Source organism: Marinobacter sp. CHS3-4, from assembly GCF_030053415.1.
Lineage (GTDB): Bacteria > Pseudomonadota > Gammaproteobacteria > Pseudomonadales > Oleiphilaceae > Marinobacter.
In genome coordinates, this window is the sequence record NZ_JASGBJ010000002.1 from 1,001,706 (window position 1) to 1,020,871 (window position 19,166).

General features: G+C 56.6%; 18 protein-coding genes. 7 read left to right on the plus strand and 11 right to left on the minus strand.

Going from position 1 to position 19,166, the window contains the following annotated elements; all coding sequences use genetic code 11:
* Positions 1–65: 65 nt before the first annotated feature.
* Positions 66–767, plus strand: a complete 702-nt coding sequence (locus QLQ17_RS12510; RefSeq protein WP_283209912.1) for a substrate-binding periplasmic protein — start codon at positions 66–68, stop codon at positions 765–767.
* Here QLQ17_RS12510 and QLQ17_RS12515 read toward each other — a convergent pair.
* Complete coding sequence (locus QLQ17_RS12515) at positions 764–2,653, minus strand: monovalent cation:proton antiporter-2 (CPA2) family protein (protein WP_283209913.1); 1,890 nt, start codon at positions 2,651–2,653, stop codon at positions 764–766. The two genes, QLQ17_RS12510 and QLQ17_RS12515, sit on opposite strands and share 4 nt — an antisense overlap.
* 21 nt (positions 2,654–2,674) lie before the next feature.
* Positions 2,675–3,382 (minus strand): aspartate/glutamate racemase family protein, encoded by a 708-nt coding sequence (locus QLQ17_RS12520; protein ID WP_283210162.1) that lies wholly within the window; start codon positions 3,380–3,382, stop codon positions 2,675–2,677.
* A gap of 134 nt (positions 3,383–3,516) precedes the next feature.
* On the opposite strand from QLQ17_RS12520, the gene QLQ17_RS12525 reads away from it, so the two are divergent.
* Both QLQ17_RS12525 and QLQ17_RS12530 read left to right on the plus strand, forming a co-directional pair.
* Positions 3,517–5,454, plus strand: coding sequence for a hypothetical protein (locus QLQ17_RS12525; RefSeq protein WP_502867386.1), 1,938 nt, complete (start codon positions 3,517–3,519; stop codon positions 5,452–5,454).
* Positions 5,454–7,256 carry a sensor domain-containing diguanylate cyclase gene (locus QLQ17_RS12530; RefSeq protein WP_283209915.1) on the plus strand — a complete coding sequence of 601 codons (1,803 nt, stop codon included), beginning with the start codon at positions 5,454–5,456 and terminating at the stop codon, positions 7,254–7,256. The genes QLQ17_RS12525 and QLQ17_RS12530 overlap by 1 nt, the downstream gene beginning before the upstream one ends.
* Here the strand turns inward: QLQ17_RS12530 and QLQ17_RS12535 are convergent.
* The 5 genes from QLQ17_RS12535 to QLQ17_RS12555 all read right to left on the minus strand — a co-directional run bounded on the left by QLQ17_RS12535 (position 7,250) and on the right by QLQ17_RS12555 (position 11,571).
* Positions 7,250–7,711 carry a copper chaperone PCu(A)C gene (locus QLQ17_RS12535; protein WP_283209916.1) on the minus strand — a complete coding sequence of 154 codons (462 nt, stop codon included), beginning with the start codon at positions 7,709–7,711 and terminating at the stop codon, positions 7,250–7,252. The genes QLQ17_RS12530 and QLQ17_RS12535 overlap by 7 nt on opposite strands.
* Positions 7,712–7,727: 16 nt before the next feature.
* Positions 7,728–8,732, minus strand: a complete 1,005-nt coding sequence (locus QLQ17_RS12540) for a dihydrolipoamide acetyltransferase family protein (protein WP_283209917.1) — start codon at positions 8,730–8,732, stop codon at positions 7,728–7,730.
* Positions 8,729–9,739: an alpha-ketoacid dehydrogenase subunit beta gene (locus QLQ17_RS12545; protein WP_283209918.1), complete on the minus strand. Its 1,011-nt coding sequence runs from the start codon at positions 9,737–9,739 to the stop codon at positions 8,729–8,731. The genes QLQ17_RS12540 and QLQ17_RS12545 overlap by 4 nt, the downstream gene beginning before the upstream one ends.
* Positions 9,736–10,815: a pyruvate dehydrogenase (acetyl-transferring) E1 component subunit alpha gene (gene pdhA, locus QLQ17_RS12550; protein ID WP_283209919.1), complete on the minus strand. Its 1,080-nt coding sequence runs from the start codon at positions 10,813–10,815 to the stop codon at positions 9,736–9,738. The genes QLQ17_RS12545 and pdhA overlap by 4 nt, the downstream gene beginning before the upstream one ends.
* A 219-nt stretch (positions 10,816–11,034) precedes the next feature.
* On the minus strand, positions 11,035–11,571 hold the full coding sequence (locus tag QLQ17_RS12555; RefSeq protein WP_283210163.1) for a histidine phosphatase family protein: 537 nt from the start codon (positions 11,569–11,571) through the stop codon (positions 11,035–11,037).
* A 147-nt stretch (positions 11,572–11,718) separates the two neighbouring features.
* Between QLQ17_RS12555 and QLQ17_RS12560 the strand changes: the two genes are divergently transcribed.
* The 3 genes from QLQ17_RS12560 to QLQ17_RS12570 all read left to right on the plus strand — a co-directional run bounded on the left by QLQ17_RS12560 (position 11,719) and on the right by QLQ17_RS12570 (position 15,296).
* Complete coding sequence (locus QLQ17_RS12560; RefSeq protein WP_283209920.1) at positions 11,719–12,174, plus strand: YaiI/YqxD family protein; 456 nt, start codon at positions 11,719–11,721, stop codon at positions 12,172–12,174.
* 105 nt (positions 12,175–12,279) lie between these two features.
* Positions 12,280–14,055, plus strand: a complete 1,776-nt coding sequence (locus tag QLQ17_RS12565; protein ID WP_283209921.1) for an ABC transporter ATP-binding protein — start codon at positions 12,280–12,282, stop codon at positions 14,053–14,055.
* A gap of 119 nt (positions 14,056–14,174) precedes the next feature.
* Positions 14,175–15,296, plus strand: a complete 1,122-nt coding sequence (locus QLQ17_RS12570; protein WP_283209922.1) for a PQQ-dependent sugar dehydrogenase — start codon at positions 14,175–14,177, stop codon at positions 15,294–15,296.
* Between the two features lie 16 nt (positions 15,297–15,312).
* Here QLQ17_RS12570 and QLQ17_RS12575 read toward each other — a convergent pair whose 3' ends face one another.
* Positions 15,313–15,726, minus strand: a complete 414-nt coding sequence (locus QLQ17_RS12575) for a GFA family protein (protein ID WP_283209923.1) — start codon at positions 15,724–15,726, stop codon at positions 15,313–15,315.
* Between the two features lie 136 nt (positions 15,727–15,862).
* Between QLQ17_RS12575 and dkgB the strand changes: the two genes are divergently transcribed.
* Positions 15,863–16,672, plus strand: a complete 810-nt coding sequence (dkgB, locus tag QLQ17_RS12580) for a 2,5-didehydrogluconate reductase DkgB (RefSeq protein ID WP_283209924.1) — start codon at positions 15,863–15,865, stop codon at positions 16,670–16,672.
* Here the strand turns inward: dkgB and QLQ17_RS12585 are convergent.
* Genes QLQ17_RS12585 through QLQ17_RS12595 form a run of 3 tightly spaced genes read right to left on the minus strand, consistent with a single transcriptional unit; the run spans position 16,641 to position 19,089 of the window.
* Positions 16,641–17,327: a DUF6064 family protein gene (locus QLQ17_RS12585; RefSeq protein WP_283209925.1), complete on the minus strand. Its 687-nt coding sequence runs from the start codon at positions 17,325–17,327 to the stop codon at positions 16,641–16,643. The genes dkgB and QLQ17_RS12585 overlap by 32 nt on opposite strands.
* The gene (locus QLQ17_RS12590) at positions 17,328–18,269 is read right to left on the minus strand and encodes an aldo/keto reductase (RefSeq protein WP_283209926.1); all 942 of its coding nucleotides are present in this window, start codon (positions 18,267–18,269) and stop codon (positions 17,328–17,330) included.
* 49 nt (positions 18,270–18,318) lie between these two features.
* A complete protein-coding gene (locus QLQ17_RS12595; protein WP_283209927.1) occupies positions 18,319–19,089 on the minus strand; it encodes a glutathione S-transferase N-terminal domain-containing protein in 771 nt (256 codons plus the stop codon).
* Between the last annotated feature and the right edge of the window lie 77 nt (positions 19,090–19,166).

Here is a 19,166-nt window from a genome sequence, read left to right on the forward strand (position 1 = left end):
CTGCTCTTTTGCTTATCTTGCCGCTCACTGCTGCAATGGCCGATAGCCGCTGTAACACGCTTATCGTGAGTGGAAATCGAGAAGCTCCACCGTTTTTATGGCAAGACCGTGACAACCCGGATCACCTCATTGGTATTGTACCCGACCTGCTGAAAGAGATTCTTGAGCCTCTAGGAGTGACTGCTGACGTGCGGCATGTGGGCAATTGGGCCAGGGTGCAGTATCTCGCCAAAGCAGGTGACCTGGATATGGTGGCTGGCGCGTTCATGAGCAGCGAGCGTTTCGGATATATGGATTATATCCTGCCACCGATTTTTCAGCTTCCAACATCGGTATGGGTGCCCGCTGGCGAGGAGTTCGTTTACCGGCACTGGCCCGACTTACTGGACAAAAAAGGCTCCACCTTAATCGACAATAGTTTCGGTCAGAACTTCGACCATTACGCCGAGGAGAATCTGAACATCTTTGGCACCCCATCCATCCAACAATCCTTTCTGATGGCTCAGGCAGGCAGAGTGGACTACGTGCTTTTCGAAAAGTTTCAAGGTCGCGCAATGCTTGCCCGCGAAGGCAAAGCAGATCAGTTCACAGCGCTTGAACCGCCGATTAGCTCTGAGGGTGTGTTTTTCACCTTTCCCAAAAAGTCTCCCTGCAACAGTGATGACTTCCGAGAGGCCGTAGCGGACGTTCTCTACAAGCTGGTCAAAGACGGACGAGTGGAGGAGCTGATTACCGAATACAAGCAGCGCAAGGCTATTGGAGACTAATCCGGTTCTGATTGCGGCGGCGTCCAGACCGGAACATCTTCCCTCTTGGGATCGTCCCAGTCTGTCTGCATCGCGGAACTGAGGGCTTCTTCAAGCTTCATGAACAGTTCGCCGTATCGGGGGCTAAAGCTTATGCCCTCCTCAATTTCCTGCCAGGCTTCGTACAACTCGTCTTCGTGGGCGGATTCGTTGTCATAGAATGCCCAGGTCATCTGTTTCGCCCGCAACGGATGCACTCCCATGGCGGTTAACGCGTGACCACCCAGTTCCAGAGCAGAATGGTAGGTTTCCCGAACAACGTCGTCGGCGCCAGCACCTCGCAACTGGTAGCCGTGTCCCCGATCAAACGCCCTTGCCAGCACCCAAACACCGGGATAGAACTTTTTCACGTGCTCCACCATCTTGACCGACCGCTCCCGATCATCAATGGCTACAACCAACAGTCTGGCCTGGGCAATTCCTGCAGTCTCCAGCAGTTCAGGGCGACTGGCATCGCCGAAATAGCTTTTGATCTGGATCCGCCTGACGTTTTCAATTTGCTGTATTTCGTGGTCCAGCACGACGATCGGGATGTTGTTCGCCCGCAGAAGACGGCAGACAATCTGACCAAACCGGCCCACGCCCGCCACAATCACCGGAGCTGCCTCGTCAATGCTGTCTGCCTCCGGCTCGTTTGTCCTGCGTCTGTACCGGGGAAGCACAACCTGGTCATACAGAATGAAGAGCGCCGGCGTCAGGAACATTGAGAGCGCCACGACCAGCGATAGAACCTGGGAAAGATCCACAGGTATGACCTGATTCTGAACAGCGTAAGTCAGCAGTACAAATCCGAATTCACCGGCCTGGGCCAGGCCAAGGGTAAACAGCCACCCATTGCTGCCCTTGATGCGAAATAACAGCGCAAGGCCCAGGAGAATCAGGGCTTTTACCAGCAAAACAACTGCCGCCAGAGACAGTACCACGCCCCACTGCTGCGCCAGCACGTCGAAATTGATACCGGCGCCCACGGTAATGAAGAATAACCCCAGCAACAGCCCCTTGAACGGCTCGATGTTGGCCTCCAGTTCATGGCGGAACTCACTGTTGGCCAGCACCACACCGGCCAGGAAGGCGCCCAGTGCGGGCGAGAGGTTGACCAGGCTCATCAGCGCAGCGATACCGATTACCAGCATTAACGCCGTGGCCGTAAACACCTCACGAAGGCCAGACTGAACCACATACCGGAACAGGGGCCGACTCAGAAAATAGCCACCCACAATCACCAGCGCGACCGCCAGAACAACCACGCCGCCATGTGCCCAGACGGGCAGGCCATCAACCAGGCTGAGATCGGCGCTGTGAGAACCGCTAGAGGCGCTGGTATCCATCAATCCCGGCAAGGCCAGCAAGGGTATGATGGCCAGCATGGGAATGACGGCGATGTCCTGGAACAGCAGCACCGAAAAGGCACTTCGGCCTCCCTCGGTGCGTGCCAGACCTTTTTCATTCAGCGTCTGCAATACGATGGCGGTGGAGGACAGCGCAAACACAAAGCCCACCGTCAGCGCCGTTTGCCAGACCAAACCAAGCCAGAGAGCAAAGGCCATTCCTGCCAGCGCCGTCAGCGACACTTGCAGACCACCAAGCCCGAGCAACCGCGCCCGCATTGCCCACAGTGCTTTTGGATCCAGTTCCATGCCAACCAAAAACAACATCATGACCACGCCGAATTCAGCAAAATGCTGGATGGTGGTTGTTTCCTGGCCTACCAGGCCGGTGACCGGGCCAATAACGACACCGGCCACAAGATAGCCGAGCACCGAGCCCAACCCGAATCGCTTTGCCAATGGAACCGCGATGACCGCCGCCGCCAGATAGATAAACGCCTGAACGAAATACGCTGTCACTAAACCTGCTCCTGCTTGGGGTTAAATCGTCTTTTTTTCAGGGCCCAGCGCAAAATCAACGGCGCTTTGTGCGTGCAACTCAGTGGTATCGTACAGCGCCACGTCGGTGTCCGAGTCGTTGATGAGTAATCCAATTTCGGTGCAGCCCAGAATAACCCCCTGTGCGCCCCATTCACGAAGCCGATCCACCGTGCCCAGGAAGGACGTTCTAGAAGATTCCTTAAAAACGCCCTGACATAGCTCGTCGAATATCACCGCGTGCACCTGGTCCCTTTCATCGGAAGGAGGCACAAGAACACTAATGCCTTTGGCCTCGAGCTTCTCTACACAGAAGGCCTGCTCCATGGTGAATCGGGTGCCCAGCAGGCCAACGCAATCCCTGCCATCAGCCAGAATGGCGTCTCCAACCGCATCCATGATGTGCAACAGCGGGATATCGATGCTCCCAGCGATCTGCGGAGCAACTTTATGCATGGTATTTGTGCCGATCAGCAGACAATCGGCACCCGCCTGCTCAACAGAACGAGCGGCGTCACTGAGTATACGGGCGGCTGCGTCCCATTCGTCGGCCTTTTGCAATTCGGCAATTTCTGCAAAGTCGACGCTGTAAAGAAGAATCCGGGCCGAATGAAGCCCACCCAATTGACGACGCACCTTTTCATTCAAAAGACGATAGTAGGTCTGTGTGGATTCCCAGCTCATGCCTCCCAGCAATCCAATTACTTTCATTGGCAACATAAAGAAACGATCCTGTTCATTGGCCTTCGGGTATATTAGCGCTACTCTGACCCTGTATATTAACCAACATAACAAGGTTTCCACGTTTGAGCCGATTTGGTAACCCCGCAATAGCCAACGCGTCGATGCAATTCGACGTCGCCATCGCCGACTTCGCCCGTGCCCGCCGCTCTGACAATACAGCCTCGAGCATCGGTTTGCTCGAGCGAGCGCGCCAGCTGATGCTCCTGCCTGGGGGCTTCGACGTTCTCTATCGACGGGTGAAAACGCTGGAAGGCGCAGGGATCTTTGGTACCAGCGATTGGTCCAAGCCCGAATTGCTGAAACCGGCGTTAGCCCGGCAGTCGCTTCGCGCGGCAGGGGCCACCACCACGGTGGTGGAAATCATCAGCGAACTTCGAATGCTGGCGGTTGTTCGGGGTGATTTTTTTCACCCCGGGATCTCTTCTGAGCAGGCCTCTCACTTTCTGACCCAGGTCATGGCGCTGAATCTGGACTTGCTATCCGGTTCGTTGTCAGAAGCTGATCGAGAGCGCCCCAAACAGCTTGGTGTGATCGTTCAATCCCTGTACCAATACCTGGTCGATCATCTGGGCTATGCGAGCCTTCTGGACAGCCTGGTTGGAGAGGTCTGGCGTCTGCTTCAACAGCGCCCTATTCAGGTGGACAGCATTCGGGAAATGATTGGGCAGATCGCGGCCTGCCTGTACGACCCGTCGCTTGATACGGCCGGCAATATCAACGCCTCATTGCTGGTTCAGACACTGTTTGCGCCGACGCCCGCCAGTGCCGAAGATCCCGGCCTGGAGGTCTATCGCCAACGGCTGGAAGACATGGATCGGGAAGCCCTGATCAGCGAGGCAGAATGCTTTTCCCGGGTTATGGGTGAAACCGGTCTGGCGTCACCGTATCACGCGGTCATGCTGCGATTTTTAAGGGAGCAGGATGCCGATGATCTGATCCCCAAGGCGCTTGGCCTTACCATGACCGGGCAAGACGACTATTTCTGTTACACCGCTCTGGTTAAGGCGCTGATCGACGAGGCTATTTTTCCGGAAACCTGCCAGTCCGTGTATGGGTTAGCCATGATGTTGGAGCGGGGATCGCTGTTCACAAGCCCGGTCGCACAGTCTCTGTGGCGTCAGATTAACCTGCGTGTGTCGGATGAAAACCGCGAACTGATCCGTTCCGTCTTCGGTGACGCTCACCCGCCCCGCCGATTTTTGCTGGCGGGTGTACTGAATCTTCTGGGCCAACCTCTCGGCGTGGGCCAGGGCAACAATCCAACCTGCCAATCTGCCATCGGTCTGTCCCTGTGGGCAGACCACGAGGCGGATTATCTGTTGCAACTGTTAGCCTGGGCGGCCCGAGACAACGAAATTCTGATTCGCTTTGAAGGCGATGAAGTTTCCTCCAAAAACCTGGAACCCGGCCTGGTGAAAGAAGTCCCCGTGGACGTAGACCCGGTGTCTCTCATCCTGATTCCTCACCTGGACAGGATTTACGGCGAGATGTGGCGGCGCTGCAGCGAAAGGGACGACGACGCTCACCGCTGGATCAACCCGGAGTTCTACGGGTGGTGGGTGAATCACGGTTTTCGGGTAGCGACCAATGTGATCACCGGCGAAATCGAGGACTACGACGGTTTTATTCGCCATTTCTACGCCAGCTATCATCCTTACTACAACGACAGTATGCCTCTGACCCATCCGCAGCCGGCCGGCATTGCCGTTACCGACAGTGCAGCAAGGTTTGTGGGTCGACATGCCATCGTTATCCGCAGAGTCTGCCTGAGCCCTCATAATGATATGCGGGTGTATTTCTTCAACCCCAACAATGACAGCGGTCAGGATTGGGGACAGGGAATCAACTGCTCAACCCGAGGCAATGGCGAAATTCACGGCGAAGCCTCGCTGCCTATTGCTGAATTCGCGTCCAGGCTCTACGCATTTCACTACGATAAGCTGGAACTCGGCGACATCAGCGCCATCCCGGAAGAGGAAATTGCCAAGGTTTCCGAACTTGCGTTTGGTAGTTGGGCCACTGACGACAACGAACCCTGATGGCAAGATTGTTCTTAAAGCGAGTTGTCTTCGCCTGCCTGATCCTGATGCTATGGCAAACCGCGTCGGGTCAAACGCCTATTACTGTCAGCGGAAATGAGGACGGCACTTTAAAAACCGGGCGCTCAGCCGTCTTGCACGATAAGAGCGGCACATTGTCCATAGTGGGCGCCGAGCAGGCGCTGGGACAGGGGAAGTTCTCCGCTTTGAAAAGCGCTGGTTCGACGCGCCTTAAACCCGGCGCTCACTGGAGCTACTTCCAACTCCGAAATACGGAAGCAAAGCCGGTTTCACTGCACCTTGAATACGTAGATCACCAGCTGATCGACCTGGATGCCTTTGCGCGGGCGACAGACACCGGCGACTGGTCACAGATCGCTGCCCTGTCGATGGAGAAGCCGTTCGGTCATCGGCTTGTGGAACACAACCGGTTTGTGGTGCCCGTCACTCTGGAAGCAAACCAGACAAAGGAGTTTCTGGTTCGATTCGGCTCCAGAGAGCGTGGTTATGCGTTTCCGAGTATGCGGATCTGGTCACCGGACAACCTGGAAATGCAGTATGTCCGGGAATCCACCATGATCAGTTTCCTGTTTGGCGGTTTTTTCCTGATGGGGCTCTTTGCCCTGATCGCGGGCTCAGTCGCGCGAAACAAACTGCTGCTGATCTATTCGCTTTACGCGTTTTCGAAAATCACCTGTTGGGCAACGATTCTGGGCTACACCCATCAGTTCGTGCTGCGCGAATCTTTCCATTGGCAACTCATGTCGATCGGTGGTGCTGTGACTATTCTGCTGGGCCACATCTTTGCCAGGACTTTCCTTCAGACGCGCCAATACACCCCGCGCCTGGACTATCTGGTTTTAGCCATGATTGCCAATGCCGGTCTACTGCTGATCGCAGCCGTGTTCCAGGTGAAAGCTGTGGCGCTGGTCACCATTACTCTGGCACTGCTGATGTATCCGGTGATCGCAGTGATTGCAATGCTCCGTTGGCGACAGGGGCAGGCCGAAGCCGGCATTTTTGCGATCGCCTGGAGTTTCCTGGTCGCTGGGCTGATCATGCAGGCGCTGAGGGATCTGGGCGTGGTAGAACACAGCTTGCTTAATTACTACTGGCCGCCGGTGGCATCCTTCACAGAAATGCTGACCGTCATGTTCGCACTTGGCTACAAGATGCGACGCCTGTACCAGGATAAGGAGCTGACTGAGCAGCGCTATCTGGACCATCTGGTGAAGTCGAAATCCGAACTGGAAACCGAGGTTCGCAACCGCACCAGAGAATTGGAACAGGCGAAAAGGATCGCGGAACAGGAAGCTCGGACAGACTCACTTACCGGCATTCTGAACCGTCGAAGTTTTCTGGAGGATGCCCGGCTTCGGCTGAAACTGGCGAAAAGAAATCAGAAACCCTGCTGCCTGTTCATGTTCGATCTGGATCATTTCAAACAGATCAACGATACGCGTGGCCATGGCGTAGGTGATGCAGTGCTCTGTAAATTCACCGAAACGGTCACCAAAAGCATCCGCGAGACCGATGTATTCGGCCGGCTTGGCGGGGAAGAGTTTGCGCTTTTGGTGGAAGAGCCGGAGAACGCTGCCAGGGCGCTGGCCGAACGCTTACGCGCCGACACCGCGCACATCAACATGCTGGCCAACAACCACGAAGTGCATGTCACCACGAGCATCGGCCTGGCTTTTTCTGACGCGGACTCAACCGTGGAGAAACTGCTTCAGCAGGCCGACGAAGCCATGTATCGCGCCAAGCTCGAAGGCCGCAACCGAGTGGTTGCCGCCAGTCAGTGATCCATAGCACCCATGGACTTCACCTGCACCTTGATGTTGACTGCATCGGCACCGTCAAAAAACACGGTCATAGCAACGCTTTCATTGCGAACCAGTCCGCGGTCCAGATCTTCCAACATAAAATGGTAGCCCCTGGGCTCAAGCGACACCGATTCGCCTGCGGGTATGGTCAGGCCGCCTTCAACCAGTCGCATGGTCACCATGTCACCATCCACCTTGCTCTGGTGTAAGGTGACATCCCCGGCTTTGGTCACTTCTGCATCCGTGAGTGTGACATCGGAGTCGCCGTTGTTGGCGATATTCATATAGGCAACCGCTTTAGAGACACCGGGCGGCGTTTCCCGGCTCCAGGGATCGGTGATCGTGATGCTGCCATTGGTGAAGCTGCCCGCTATTGTGGCGCTAGCAACAAGACTCAGAATGATCGCCGTCACTATGCTGGTAAACGCCTTCATGTAACCTCTCTTTTGTTCAGGGTTTGATGAGCGCATCAATCAGTGCGCCAAGAAATCGGGAAGCTTCTCCGCCGGTGACTGCCCGGTGGTCAAAGGTAACCGACAATGGCAGTACCCGTCGAACGGCTGGCTTTCCTTTATGAGGAACCACTTTCTCCCGGATGGCCCCGGCGCCAACGATGGCGACCTGTGGCGGAGAGACAATCGGATTGGCGTATTGGCCGGTCATGGTTCCAAAATTGGAAAGCGTTATGGTAGCACCCTGCATCTCTGCCGGCGGAATCTTTCTGGTGGCGACAGCGTCTCTCAGATTCTGAAGGCCCTCCCGCAGATTCGCCATCGATCGATGATTCACATCCCGAAGCACCGGCACGAACAGTCCTTCTGGCGTATCCACCGCGATGCCCACATGAACTTCTTCCTTAAGGCGACGACTCAAGGTGTCACCGTCAAACCAGCAGTTCATCACTGGTGACGCTTCGCAAGCCGAGGCAATGCCCTGCACCAGCCGCATGGTGATATCAGTGCCTGATTTCCAGTCACCAATGTCGACGTCCTCAAATATGGACACCGGCACCACCTGCGCGTGCGATGCTGCCATGTTTTTCGCCATGGTTCGGCGTGTGCCCCGAAGGGATTCCGCATCCGGTAGAGAGCGGGAACGATAGCTGGCTCGATTCGCCCGCGCCCGTTTGCTGGATTCCGCAGCGCCAACAATGAAGCTGTCCTTCTGGGTTCCGGTGTCGGCTCTTTTCAGTTCGCCCACGACCGTGCCACTGTCGTCGCCCTCACCTTCATAGGCCATCAGCGGTTCACCGGTATGAATGATGTCACCGGGCTGACCGAACAGTTTGGCGACCACCCCGGCCTCGGGCGAAGGCACCTCCACAATGGCTTTCGCAGTTTCAACACTGACCAGTACCTGATCAACAGTCACTTCATCTCCTACCTTGACGTGCCATTCGACAATCTCGGCCTCGGGCAGCCCTTCGCCAAGGTCGGGAAGTTTGAAATGTTTCATAGCGCGATCACCCTCCTGGCCGCCTCAACAATGTCGTCCACCTGAGGCAGGTAGGCCTGTTCGTTCCGGTAGTAAGGCATAACCGTGTCGTAGCCCGTCACTCTGGCAACGGGTGCTTTCAGCTCCAGATAGGCGCCTTCAGCGATGGATGCCGCCACTTCAGCCCCCACGCCGCCATTGCGGCAGGCCTCATGAACGATGACAGCACGGCCGGTCTTGCTGACGGAACACAACAGGGTTTCCCGATCCAACGGGCTGATGGTGCCAACGTCGATGACCTCCGCCGACACCGACTGTTCCGACAGCACATCGGCCGCCTGAAGGGTTTCCAGCATGGACGCGCCCCAACTGATGAGCGTGACGTCACTGCCTTCACGCAGCGTGAAACAGGTGTCCAGCGGAATGGCTTCGCCATTGTTTTCCACGCTCTGGGTCACCGCCCGGTAAATCCGCTTTGGTTCCAGGAAAATGACAGGGTCCGGATTACGAATCGCGGCCAGCAATTGGCCGTAGGCACGTTGAGGTGAACTGGGGATCACCACCCGCAGACCTGGAATATGGGCGAACAGGGCTTCGGTGCTTTCGGAGTGATGCTCCGGAGCGTGAATACCGCCGCCAAACGGTGCCCGATAGACCAATGGGCAATGCAGCCGTCCGCGGGTCCGGTTCCGCATGCGGGAAGCATGACTGATGATCTGCTCCATACCGGAGTATATAAATCCCATGAACTGAAACTCAGCGACCGGCTTCAGGCCCTGAGTGGCCATACCAATGGCGGTGCCGGCAATCAGGTTTTCCGCCAGCGGCGTGTCCATCACGCGCTTGAAACCAAACTGCTCCTTTAAGCCCGCCGTTGCCCGGAACACGCCGCCGTTGGTGGCGATATCCTCGCCGAGGACCACCACGGAGTCGTCATGTGCCATCTCCCATTGCAGCGCCATATTGACCGCTTCCACCAGGGTGACATCGCGGGTCTCGCTCTCTGTTCTTGCTGTTGAAGAGTTCATGCCGCACCTCCCCGATATTTATCGGCGATGCGTTCCCGCTGGGACTTGAGGGATTCCGGGAGCGTCTCGAATAGGTAGTCCAGCATGGCAGTGGGCGGCTCGGCCTCGGTGGCAAGATAAGCCTGAACCGCGTGATCCACGGTCGCCTTGCAGTCAGACTGCAATTTCTGTTCTTTCTCCGGCGTCCAGAAACCAGCTTCGTGGAGATAGTTCTGCAGACGCTTGATACCGTCCTTTTCCCAGGCCTGTTTCAGATCCTCAGACGAGCGATAACGAGTCGCATCATCAGCCGTGGTGTGATCGCCCAGGCGGTAGGTGATCGCCTCGATCACCGCGCCGCCCTTGCCGGCCCTTGCCCGCTCCAGGGCACTGTCTAGCGCTTCAATCACCGCAAAATAATCATTACCGTCGACAATGTGGCCCGGCAGCCCGGCACCAATGGCTTTCTGCGCAATGGTCTCCGCACCGGTCTGGATGCTGCGTGGCGTAGAAATGGCCCATTGATTGTTGATGACCATAAACACCACAGGAAGATGCCAGGCACCAGCCAGGTTGATGCTTTCGGAAAAATCCCCTTTTGACGTGCCGCCATCACCCACGCAACAGACCACGGCACGGGCTTCATCGCGGATCCTCATGGCGGCGCCAACACCCACCGCATGACAGCACTGGGTGGCAATGGGCACAGAAATCGGCAAATCTTCCGGACAGTTCTTCCACGCGCTGCCCCGTTCGTCACCGCCCCAATAGAGCAGCAATTCGGTCAACGAAACGCCGCGCAGAATGTGGGCAGCCTGGTCCCGGTAATAGGGCGCAAACACGTCATTGGCGGCCATACTCTGACCGATGGCAGTGCCAATCACCTCGTGCCCGAGCACAGACGGATAGGTGCCGCATTTTCCGGTGCGCTGCAGCGCGATGGCTTTGGAATCGAAGGTGCGAGTCAGCACCATGTTGCGGTAGGCGGCCAATACCCGTTCGGTATTCTCGGCCTGAGGTGGCAGGTCGCCCAGTGGTGCGCCCTGATCGTCCAGATAGCAGGTGCTATCCACACGGAACTCGTGGATTGTCTTCATCCCATTCTCCCCGCCCTGCCTTTGGATAAAAGGACCTGCTGCGCTATTGGCAGCCCGCTTGTGGCAGACTCACCGGCAGCATCAAGGCTGATCGTTTTGTTGTTTTGCGTGGGTTACACGCTTTCGGGATCGTCAGGACACACGGTGTTTACCGTTTGTGTGCCCTGATTAACTTTTAGACGAAAAAAAGAGGATGAGCAAACAGGATTTCAATGAGCTTCAAGGAGACACTCTTGCCAGGATCTCCGGAGAATCTGACAAAGGTAGCGCCAGAATCACGCCCTCATTGGACGACGGGAAAATCCCCGTCAAGGCCGTAGTATTCACCTGATGAGACACCAGGATTACGGGTGCCCCGCCACCCAGAGCGTTCACGTTGGTAATGGTCTGGCGAGTCTGTTCAGACGCTCTGCTGCGGTCGCGGAAAAACGAGTTCAGCGAAGGCATAGGTTCTACAGGCCCCATACTCATACCCCTGGCTGTATCCATACAACGACACCACTGGCTACTGAATACCCGTGCCTCCGTGATGCCATGTTCTGCAAGAAACGGCTTCCAGGCCTGAGCCTGTTCGTGCCCGGTTTCATTCAGGTTCCGTTGGGTGCTGCAGTCACCCAGCTCAAAGTTAGCCGGGTCACCCGTTCCGGGTGCAAGGGCATGACGCATCATCAGAATCGCATCACCGTTACGCAACGCCTCCCACGCGGACACGTCGTCGGCCTGACTGACACGCGGCGCCATAAAGATCGCGCTCATCACGACCAGTAGGCAAGCGGCAGATACTATCCGGAATTTCATTTTTCAATCTCCCCAGAGCTTTAAAACAAATACGCGGAATCCGATTACCAGGCTCACTGCAACCCACGTTAAACTGCGCAAAACAGCCAACACCAAGGAATCAACATGCCGATTTGGGTCGACGCCGACGCCTGCCCCGTTCCTATTCGGGAGATACTCTGCCGCGCCGCCACCCGCTGGCAGGTTCAAACCACGTTCATTGCCAACCACGCCATCAATCTGCCACCCAGCCCGTACATCAAACGCCAGCAGGTACTCCACGGCTTCGACGTGGCTGACAACGAAATCATGGAACAACTCAGCAAGGGCGATCTGGTCATCACTCAGGACATTCCGCTGGCCGCGGAAGCCATCGAGAAGGGTGCAGACGTGTTTAATCCTCGCGGTCAGGCGTTTACCAGAGAAAACATTCGCCAGCGCCTCGCCATGCGCAACTTCATGGAAGAAATGCGCAGCGCCGGCCAGGTCACCGGAGGGCCGGCGCCATTCAGCCAGACCGACCGTAAGGAATTTGCGGACAAGCTCGACCGCTGGCTGCAGAAGAATCAGAAGCGTTCATGATCTGATTCATTGATCAAATTGGTGATAATGATTCTCTTTGATTCAGATAGAGAAGCCTTTAACCTTTCCGGCTCTTTTCAGATCGACGGTTAACAGGTTTTCCTCATGTCTCAGACCACCAGTTTCTCTGCCCTGTTCAGGCTGTTGAAATACGCCAGAGGCTACCGACGCCAGATCATCTGGGCCAGCACCTGCTCCATCATCAACAAATTGTTCGATATTGCCCCGGAAATCCTGATCGGCGTGGCGATCGACGTGGTGGTGAATCAGGAGGAAAGCTTTGTTGCAGGCCTGGGCTTCGAAACCGCTCAGGATCAGATTACCGTACTCGCTATCCTGACGTTCTTTATCTGGGCCGGTGAATCCCTGTTCGAATACCTGTACCAGATTGCCTGGCGTAACCTGGCCCAGCGGCTGCAATCGGATCTTAGACAGGATGCCTACGAGCACACCCAGAAGCTGGACATGAGTTTTTTCGAATCCCGCAGTTCAGGTCAGCTGGTGGCCATCATGAACGACGACGTCAACCAGCTGGAGCGATTCCTGGATGGCGGTGCCAATGCCATGATCCAGGTTCTGGTAACCGTCGTGGCCGTGGGTGCGGTGTTCTTCGTACTGTCGCCGCTGATCGCTCTGCTGGCCTTCACGCCAATCCCGCTCATTATATGGGGAGCGTTTTTCTTCCAGCGCAAAGCCGGACCACTGTATGCCGACGTGCGTGACAAAGTCGGCGATCTTTCCAGCCGTCTGGCCAACAACCTTGGGGGCATTGCCACCATCAAAAGCTTTACCGCGGAAGAGCGCGAGGCAAAGCGCCTGAAAGACAGCAGTGAAGCCTACGTGGAGGCAAACCGCCGCGCCATACGAGTCAGTTCTGCGTTTATCCCGGTCATCCGGATGGCGATATTGGCGGGTTTTCTGGCCACCTTTACTGTCGGGGGCATGATGGCTCTGAAAGGCACACTGAATGTGGGTGCGTATGGTGTCCTGGTGTTTCTGACCCAGCGTCTGCTCTGGCCGCTGACCGGTCTGGCGGAAGTCATCGATCTGTTCGAACGGGCCATGGCCAGCACCCGTCGCATACTGGACCTGCTGACCGAGCCGGTGACCGTAAAGGATCAGGGCAACCAGACACTCCCAGAACCTGTCCGTGGTCGGGTGGACATCGACAAGGTCAGCTTCCGCTATCCATCCAGCGGAGCCGGCATTGAAGACATCTCGCTGCAGGTACCGGCAGGAAATACTCTGGCACTGGTGGGAGCCACCGGCTCTGGCAAATCCACACTGATCAAACTGCTGCTCAGATTCCATGACCCCGATACCGGCCAGATTCGGATCGACGGCCACCCCATTCGCGATGTCACTCTGTTATCCCTCCGTCAGGCTATTGGACTGGTCAGCCAGGATGTATATCTGTTTGAAGGCAGCATCCGCGAAAACCTGATGCTTGGTCGCCCGGATGCCACCGAAGCTGAGCTGATTCAGGCTGCGACCACCGCGGAAGCCTGGTCCTTCATCGAGGCACTGCCCAGGGGTCTGGACACAGCCGTCGGCGAGAGAGGGATGCGGCTGTCTGGCGGCCAGCGCCAGCGGCTGTCACTGGCGAGAGCACTGCTCAAAGATCCGCCCATTCTGGTTCTGGACGAAGCCACCAGTGCTGTCGACAACGAAACCGAAGCTGCCATTCAACGCTCGCTCAAACGCATTGGCCACAACCGTACGGTGATTATGATTGCCCACCGGCTGTCTACGATTGTCGACGCCGATACCATAGCCGTCATCGCTAATGGCAGGGTTGTGGAAACAGGCACTCATTCACAGCTTCTCAGCAGCGGCGGCCCCTATTCAGCCCAATGGCAGGTGCAGACGGGACAGGCCTGATCGGCAGCGACCGCATTAGTTACTGACAGGTTCAAACACACGGCAGGTCATCCGGTATGGAAACGGACTCCTATAATAGGTGTGGAAGTTCCGTTTCACTGGGTATTTGGGAGACCTTCATGCTAAGCGTCAGGACCCTCATCTTGTTATCCGGCCTGGCTCTGGTTCCGCAGGCCGTGGCCGAAACCACCTTTTCATCCGATCTCGCAGATTTCCAGCTCCAGACCGTTGCCGAGGGGCTGGATCATCCGTGGAGTCTCGCCTTTCTTCCGGATGGCTCGCAACTTGTTACCGAACGCGAGGGACAGCTTCGACTGATCAAAAACGGACAGCTTCAATCCGAGCCTGTTCCGGGCGTGCCCGATCTTGTTGTCTCAGGACAGGGTGGTTTGCTGGATGTCATCCTGCATCCGGATTTCGCCAACAACCAAACCCTGTTCCTGAGCTATGCGCACAGCAATCTGCGCGAGGGCATGACGACCCGTGTTGCACGTGCCACGTTTGATGGGCAGTCACTGAAGAACGTTGACGTCATTTTCGAGGCACTGCCGCGCAGCAACACCAGCCGCCATTTTGCCGGACGCATGGAGTTCGATAATAACGGGTACCTCTATGTTTCGGTAGGCGACCGCGGCGACATGGAACGTGCTCAGGATACTGCAGACGATGCCGGTGGGGTTCATCGAATCACCATCAACGGGGAGCCCGCGCCCGATAACCCTTTTATCGGCGACGGAGCGGTCAATGATACCTTCTTCACCTACGGCAACCGCAACATCCAGGGCATGACCCAACATCCCGACACCGGCGATATATGGACGCATGAGCATGGCCCAAAAGGCGGGGACGAGGTGAACGTTCTCCGTGCCGGGGCCAATTATGGCTGGCCGAAGGTCACCTACGGCATTGGCTATTCTGGCCTTCCAATCACCAACAAAACGACCATGCCCGGTATCGAAGATCCGCTGCATTACTGGGATCCATCAATCGCGCCGTCAGGCATGGCTTTTTATACCGGAGATTTGTTTCCGAATTGGCAGGGTGACTTGTTCGTAGGCGCGTTGAAAATGCGCAAACTGGTGCGTCTGCGCTTTGACGCTAATGATGTGGTGGCCGAAGAGGATCTGCTACAGGATCTGAACGAACGCATTCGAGACGTGCGCATGGGCCCGGACGGTGCTCTCTGGCTACTGACCGATTCCAGCAACGGCAAGGTTTACCGCCTGGTACCGGCCAACTGAACACCGGTCCAGGAAATCAGTGGGGGTCGTTGGTGCGCTCGGTTTTCTCAAACTGCGGAATTTGATCGGTAATTTCGAACCAGTCCGATTTTGAGCCCACGAATACGTGCTGAGCCGGCCCCTTTTGCAAGGGTTCGTTGATCACACCCACTCTGAGTCGCAGGATGCCGGGAATGGCGTCTACCCGGCTGTAGAGTTGGCTGCCGCAGTTACTGCAGAAGGCTCTGTATTTACCGGGCCGAGACTCGTACTCGCGAATGCTCTCGTCGCCGGAAAGCAACTGAAAACGCAGCTTCTGAATCGGTGCACTGGCCGAAAAGGCGCTTCCGTGAGTCCGACGGCACTGGCTACAGTGACACAGCGCAATGGGACCCAGGGGACCATCGTACTTGAAGCTAACGTTACCGCACAGGCATTGCCCGGTGAGCATGACGATTCCTTTCTGATTCGGTTGCGAGAGTGGAAAGCGGAGTATGATAACGGTCGACCACTTGAAGAACCAGCGGCCAGCATCCACTTAACGTTATAGCGCGTAGGTTCGTTGCAAGCTTTTACAGGAGGACAGAATGTCACAGAACACCATTCCCCCGATCGGCATGGGCACCTTCCGCCTGAAAGGTGACGATGCCAGGGATGCCGTTAAAAGCGCCCTCTCACTCGGTTACCGTCACATTGATACCGCCCAGATGTACGACAATGAAACGGAAGTGGGCGATGGCATTACCTCCAGCGGCATTCCACGGCGTGAAATCTTTCTGACCACCAAGGTGTGGCACGACCAGCTGGAGCGCAGCGACCTGATCAACAGCCTGCACGACAGCCTGGCACGACTGAAAACCGACCACGTGGACCTGACCCTGATCCACTGGCCGTCACCCGATGACGCAGTGCCGATGGAGGAATACCTGGGGGCCCTTCGGGATGCACAGCGAGAAGGCCTGACCAAGCATATCGGCGTGTCCAACTTCACCTGTGCCCAGATGGACCAGGCGGTGAGCATTCTTGGCGAAGGGGTCATTCTGACCAACCAGGTGGAAGTACATCCCTTTCTGGCCAATCGCAAAGTAGTGGATCACGCCCAGAAACTGGGCATCACCGTGACTGGGTATATGCCTTTGGCCGTAGGCAAAGTGATGGAAGACGACACCTTGATTCGCATTGCCGAAGCCCGGAATCTGACCCCGGCGCAGGTGGCGCTTGCCTGGGTTGCCGCTCGCGGCGTGGTGGTGATTCCCTCGTCCACCCGTGCCACCCATCAGAAGGCCAACCTGCAGGCACTGGACGTGGAACTAACGGCCGACGAAATTGCGGTCATTGATCAGTTGGACCGCAACGAGCGCATTGCTAATCCCGGCTTTGCGCCCGACTGGGACTGAGCCAGATCGCGATAACCACCAGTACCAGCGTGGCCACTGGGAATATCAGCAAAACTTTCAGCTGAAGCCCCCAATAAGTGGCCGCGCTGAACAAAGCCCAGAAAACGGGAATCACCAGATAGAGCCACCTCGCAAGGCCTGTGAACAGAGCGCTTACGAGCACACCCGCAGCCACCGTTGTGCCAGGTGCAAGCCCGAACAGCGCCAGCGCCCGCCACTCCCCGGACAGCTCAACGGTTAACCACGGCAGACCGACCACCGCTATCACCCAGAGCGTGGCCGCCGAATACGGCAGCCTGGGCAAGGAGTCCGCAGAAAGCTTAACCGCCAGAAAGCCGACGAGGACCGCCTGAGCCACGAATGCCCAGCCAAACCACACGGCAGGCCAATTAATCGGGCCAAAATAGCTCACAAGAAAAGCGAAGCCCGACGTTCCCCAGGCACAGGCCAGTAAAAACAGCCCGACACGCCTGGACGCCGATCGCTGATGACTCAGCAATAAAGGAAGCGCCAGAGCCGCGAAGACCGCGAGCAGAGTCCAGGGCCACAGATCCTGGTTGATCCGTTCAAACAGCCGGAGAAACACTTGCGGCCCGAACATGACGAAATCCTGTAGCGCGTAACTCTGCCACTCAACGCCGCCATCAAGGGCCATTCACAGTGACCTCACATAGTCCGCCATCTGCCGACGCTGAGCCGGATCGGGCAAGGAACCATAGAGCGCCCCCATGTTTTCCTTCATGTGTTCGACTTTCGATGTGGCTGGAATGGCGCAAGTAACCGCCGGGTGGGAAATGATGTACTTCAGAAAGTATTCAGCCCAATTGCTAACACCGGCCTCAGCAGCCCAGCCAGGCAAACGCTCGGACTGAAATCGACGGAACAGCGCCCCACCCTGGAACGGGCGGTTTACAATCACAGCTATTCGCTTTTCTTGCGCCAGCGGCAGCAACTCTTCCTCAGCCTCACGATCCAGCAGGTTGTAGGTTAACTGCACAAAATCCAGGGGTTCGGATTCCATGATGCGCGCGAACTCCCGGTGCCGGCGTCCGTGGGAGGTGGTGATACCGATGTATCGCACCTCACCGTTCGCTTTCATGGATTTGAGAGTTTCCAGATGCCCCTGCCAGCCCAGGAGGTTGTGTACCTGCAGAAGGTCGAACCGCTCTACGCCCCATCGACGGCTAGACCTGGTGGCCTCGGACCGGGTTTCGGACTCGTCTCCGGTCCAGATTTTGGTTGCCGCAAACACGCGATCTCTGGCGTTCAGTTCTGCCAGGGCTTCTCCCATCACGTCGGCCGCGGAGCCATACATGGGAGAGCCATCCACCAGCGTTCCGCCGCGATCAAAAAACGTCTTCAGCACTTGCGTGCGCTGATCCACCAGTTGTGGATCGCCTCCGACGTTAAAGGTAATCCAGGTGCCCATACCAATGGCTGGCAGTGCTTCCCCGGTTGTCGGAATACGGCGGGTGATGGGCGAATCAGTGGTGTTCTCTGCAAATGCAATGCGTTGAAAGGCCAGTGGCTGAGCCAGCGCGACACCACCCAGGCCCAGCCCCATCAGAAATCTGCGTCTATCAAGAAGGCGCGACATAGATTCTCCAGTGATTGCAGACTCCTGGACTGACACTCCCTACGGCGATTCAGTTCCCGTACTGTTGGTTCAGGTATTTGAGTATCCGTGCCGACTCAAACAACCGCTCACCCGTATTCGGATCTTCGAGATAAGGAACCTGTACCCGTTTGTGAATCTGGAAAAATTCATCCCGTTTACCGCCGGGAATGGGTGTGTAGGGGCCGGGCTTGATTCGCTGCTTTGCCGGGCCAAGCTCGGTCCAGTGCTCTTTTCCCAGGTTGTGCAGCGTGTAGGGAATTTCCAGCTCGCACAGTCGTTCTCTCACTAGCCTGGAGTAGGGGCTGCCCTCGAAGCTCCATAGATGCAACGGCTGCCCGACAGCTTTGGCCGGGCTGGCTCGCAGGCCACGCAAGGCACTGGCCGCCGAAGCCAGTGAACCGAGTGCGGGCTGATGAACCTTGCCCCGATAGTATTTAGGAACCGGGCGTTTGGCGTAGGTCTGAAAGAGATACTCGATGATCGCTTCCGATTCATAGAGCACGGTACCGGTATTTTCATCCGACAACAGCGGGAACTGTTGTTTGCCACCGAGGGCTTCGGCCTCGCTGCGAAACTTATGGCCTCCTTTCGGGCACGGACGAATTTCCACGTCCAGGTGCAGCGCCGTCAGCGCTTCCCGAACCCGTCGGCAGTATGGGCAGGCTTCCATGTCATAAAGCACCAGCGGTTTTTCAGGTTGAACAACCGGCCGCACCACCAGGCAACCCCGCCATGCGGTCAGAGAAGAGGTCGCTACCGAGCCCAGTACGTTCAGGTTATGGGTAATCGCATTGATCATGAATCTATCCTTTTACACAAAGTAACAAAACCGCAATACAAACAAGGTTCCTACTGGCATTTTTTAACGTCATGTAG

What these genes read in the sequence shown, in the direction of transcription:
- QLQ17_RS12530 (WP_283209915.1), top strand. Translation starts at nt 5,454, where the DNA reads ATGGCAAGATTGTTCTTAAAGCGAGTTGTCTTCGCCTGCCTGATCCTG.
- QLQ17_RS12595 (WP_283209927.1), bottom strand. Translation starts at nt 19,089, where the DNA reads ATGATCAATGCGATTACCCATAACCTGAACGTACTGGGCTCGGTAGCG.
- QLQ17_RS12565 (WP_283209921.1), top strand. Translation starts at nt 12,280, where the DNA reads ATGTCTCAGACCACCAGTTTCTCTGCCCTGTTCAGGCTGTTGAAATAC.
- QLQ17_RS12560 (WP_283209920.1), top strand. Translation starts at nt 11,719, where the DNA reads ATGCCGATTTGGGTCGACGCCGACGCCTGCCCCGTTCCTATTCGGGAG.
- QLQ17_RS12535 (WP_283209916.1), bottom strand. Translation starts at nt 7,711, where the DNA reads ATGAAGGCGTTTACCAGCATAGTGACGGCGATCATTCTGAGTCTTGTT.
- QLQ17_RS12575 (WP_283209923.1), bottom strand. Translation starts at nt 15,726, where the DNA reads ATGCTCACCGGGCAATGCCTGTGCGGTAACGTTAGCTTCAAGTACGAT.
- QLQ17_RS12570 (WP_283209922.1), top strand. Translation starts at nt 14,175, where the DNA reads ATGCTAAGCGTCAGGACCCTCATCTTGTTATCCGGCCTGGCTCTGGTT.
- QLQ17_RS12525 (WP_502867386.1), top strand. Translation starts at nt 3,517, where the DNA reads ATGCAATTCGACGTCGCCATCGCCGACTTCGCCCGTGCCCGCCGCTCT.
- dkgB (WP_283209924.1), top strand. Translation starts at nt 15,863, where the DNA reads ATGTCACAGAACACCATTCCCCCGATCGGCATGGGCACCTTCCGCCTG.
- QLQ17_RS12540 (WP_283209917.1), bottom strand. Translation starts at nt 8,732, where the DNA reads ATGAAACATTTCAAACTTCCCGACCTTGGCGAAGGGCTGCCCGAGGCC.
- QLQ17_RS12590 (WP_283209926.1), bottom strand. Translation starts at nt 18,269, where the DNA reads ATGTCGCGCCTTCTTGATAGACGCAGATTTCTGATGGGGCTGGGCCTG.
- QLQ17_RS12520 (WP_283210162.1), bottom strand. Translation starts at nt 3,382, where the DNA reads ATGAAAGTAATTGGATTGCTGGGAGGCATGAGCTGGGAATCCACACAG.
- pdhA (WP_283209919.1), bottom strand. Translation starts at nt 10,815, where the DNA reads ATGAAGACAATCCACGAGTTCCGTGTGGATAGCACCTGCTATCTGGAC.
- QLQ17_RS12585 (WP_283209925.1), bottom strand. Translation starts at nt 17,327, where the DNA reads ATGGCCCTTGATGGCGGCGTTGAGTGGCAGAGTTACGCGCTACAGGAT.
- QLQ17_RS12545 (WP_283209918.1), bottom strand. Translation starts at nt 9,739, where the DNA reads ATGAACTCTTCAACAGCAAGAACAGAGAGCGAGACCCGCGATGTCACC.
- QLQ17_RS12555 (WP_283210163.1), bottom strand. Translation starts at nt 11,571, where the DNA reads ATGAGCGCGATCTTTATGGCGCCGCGTGTCAGTCAGGCCGACGACGTG.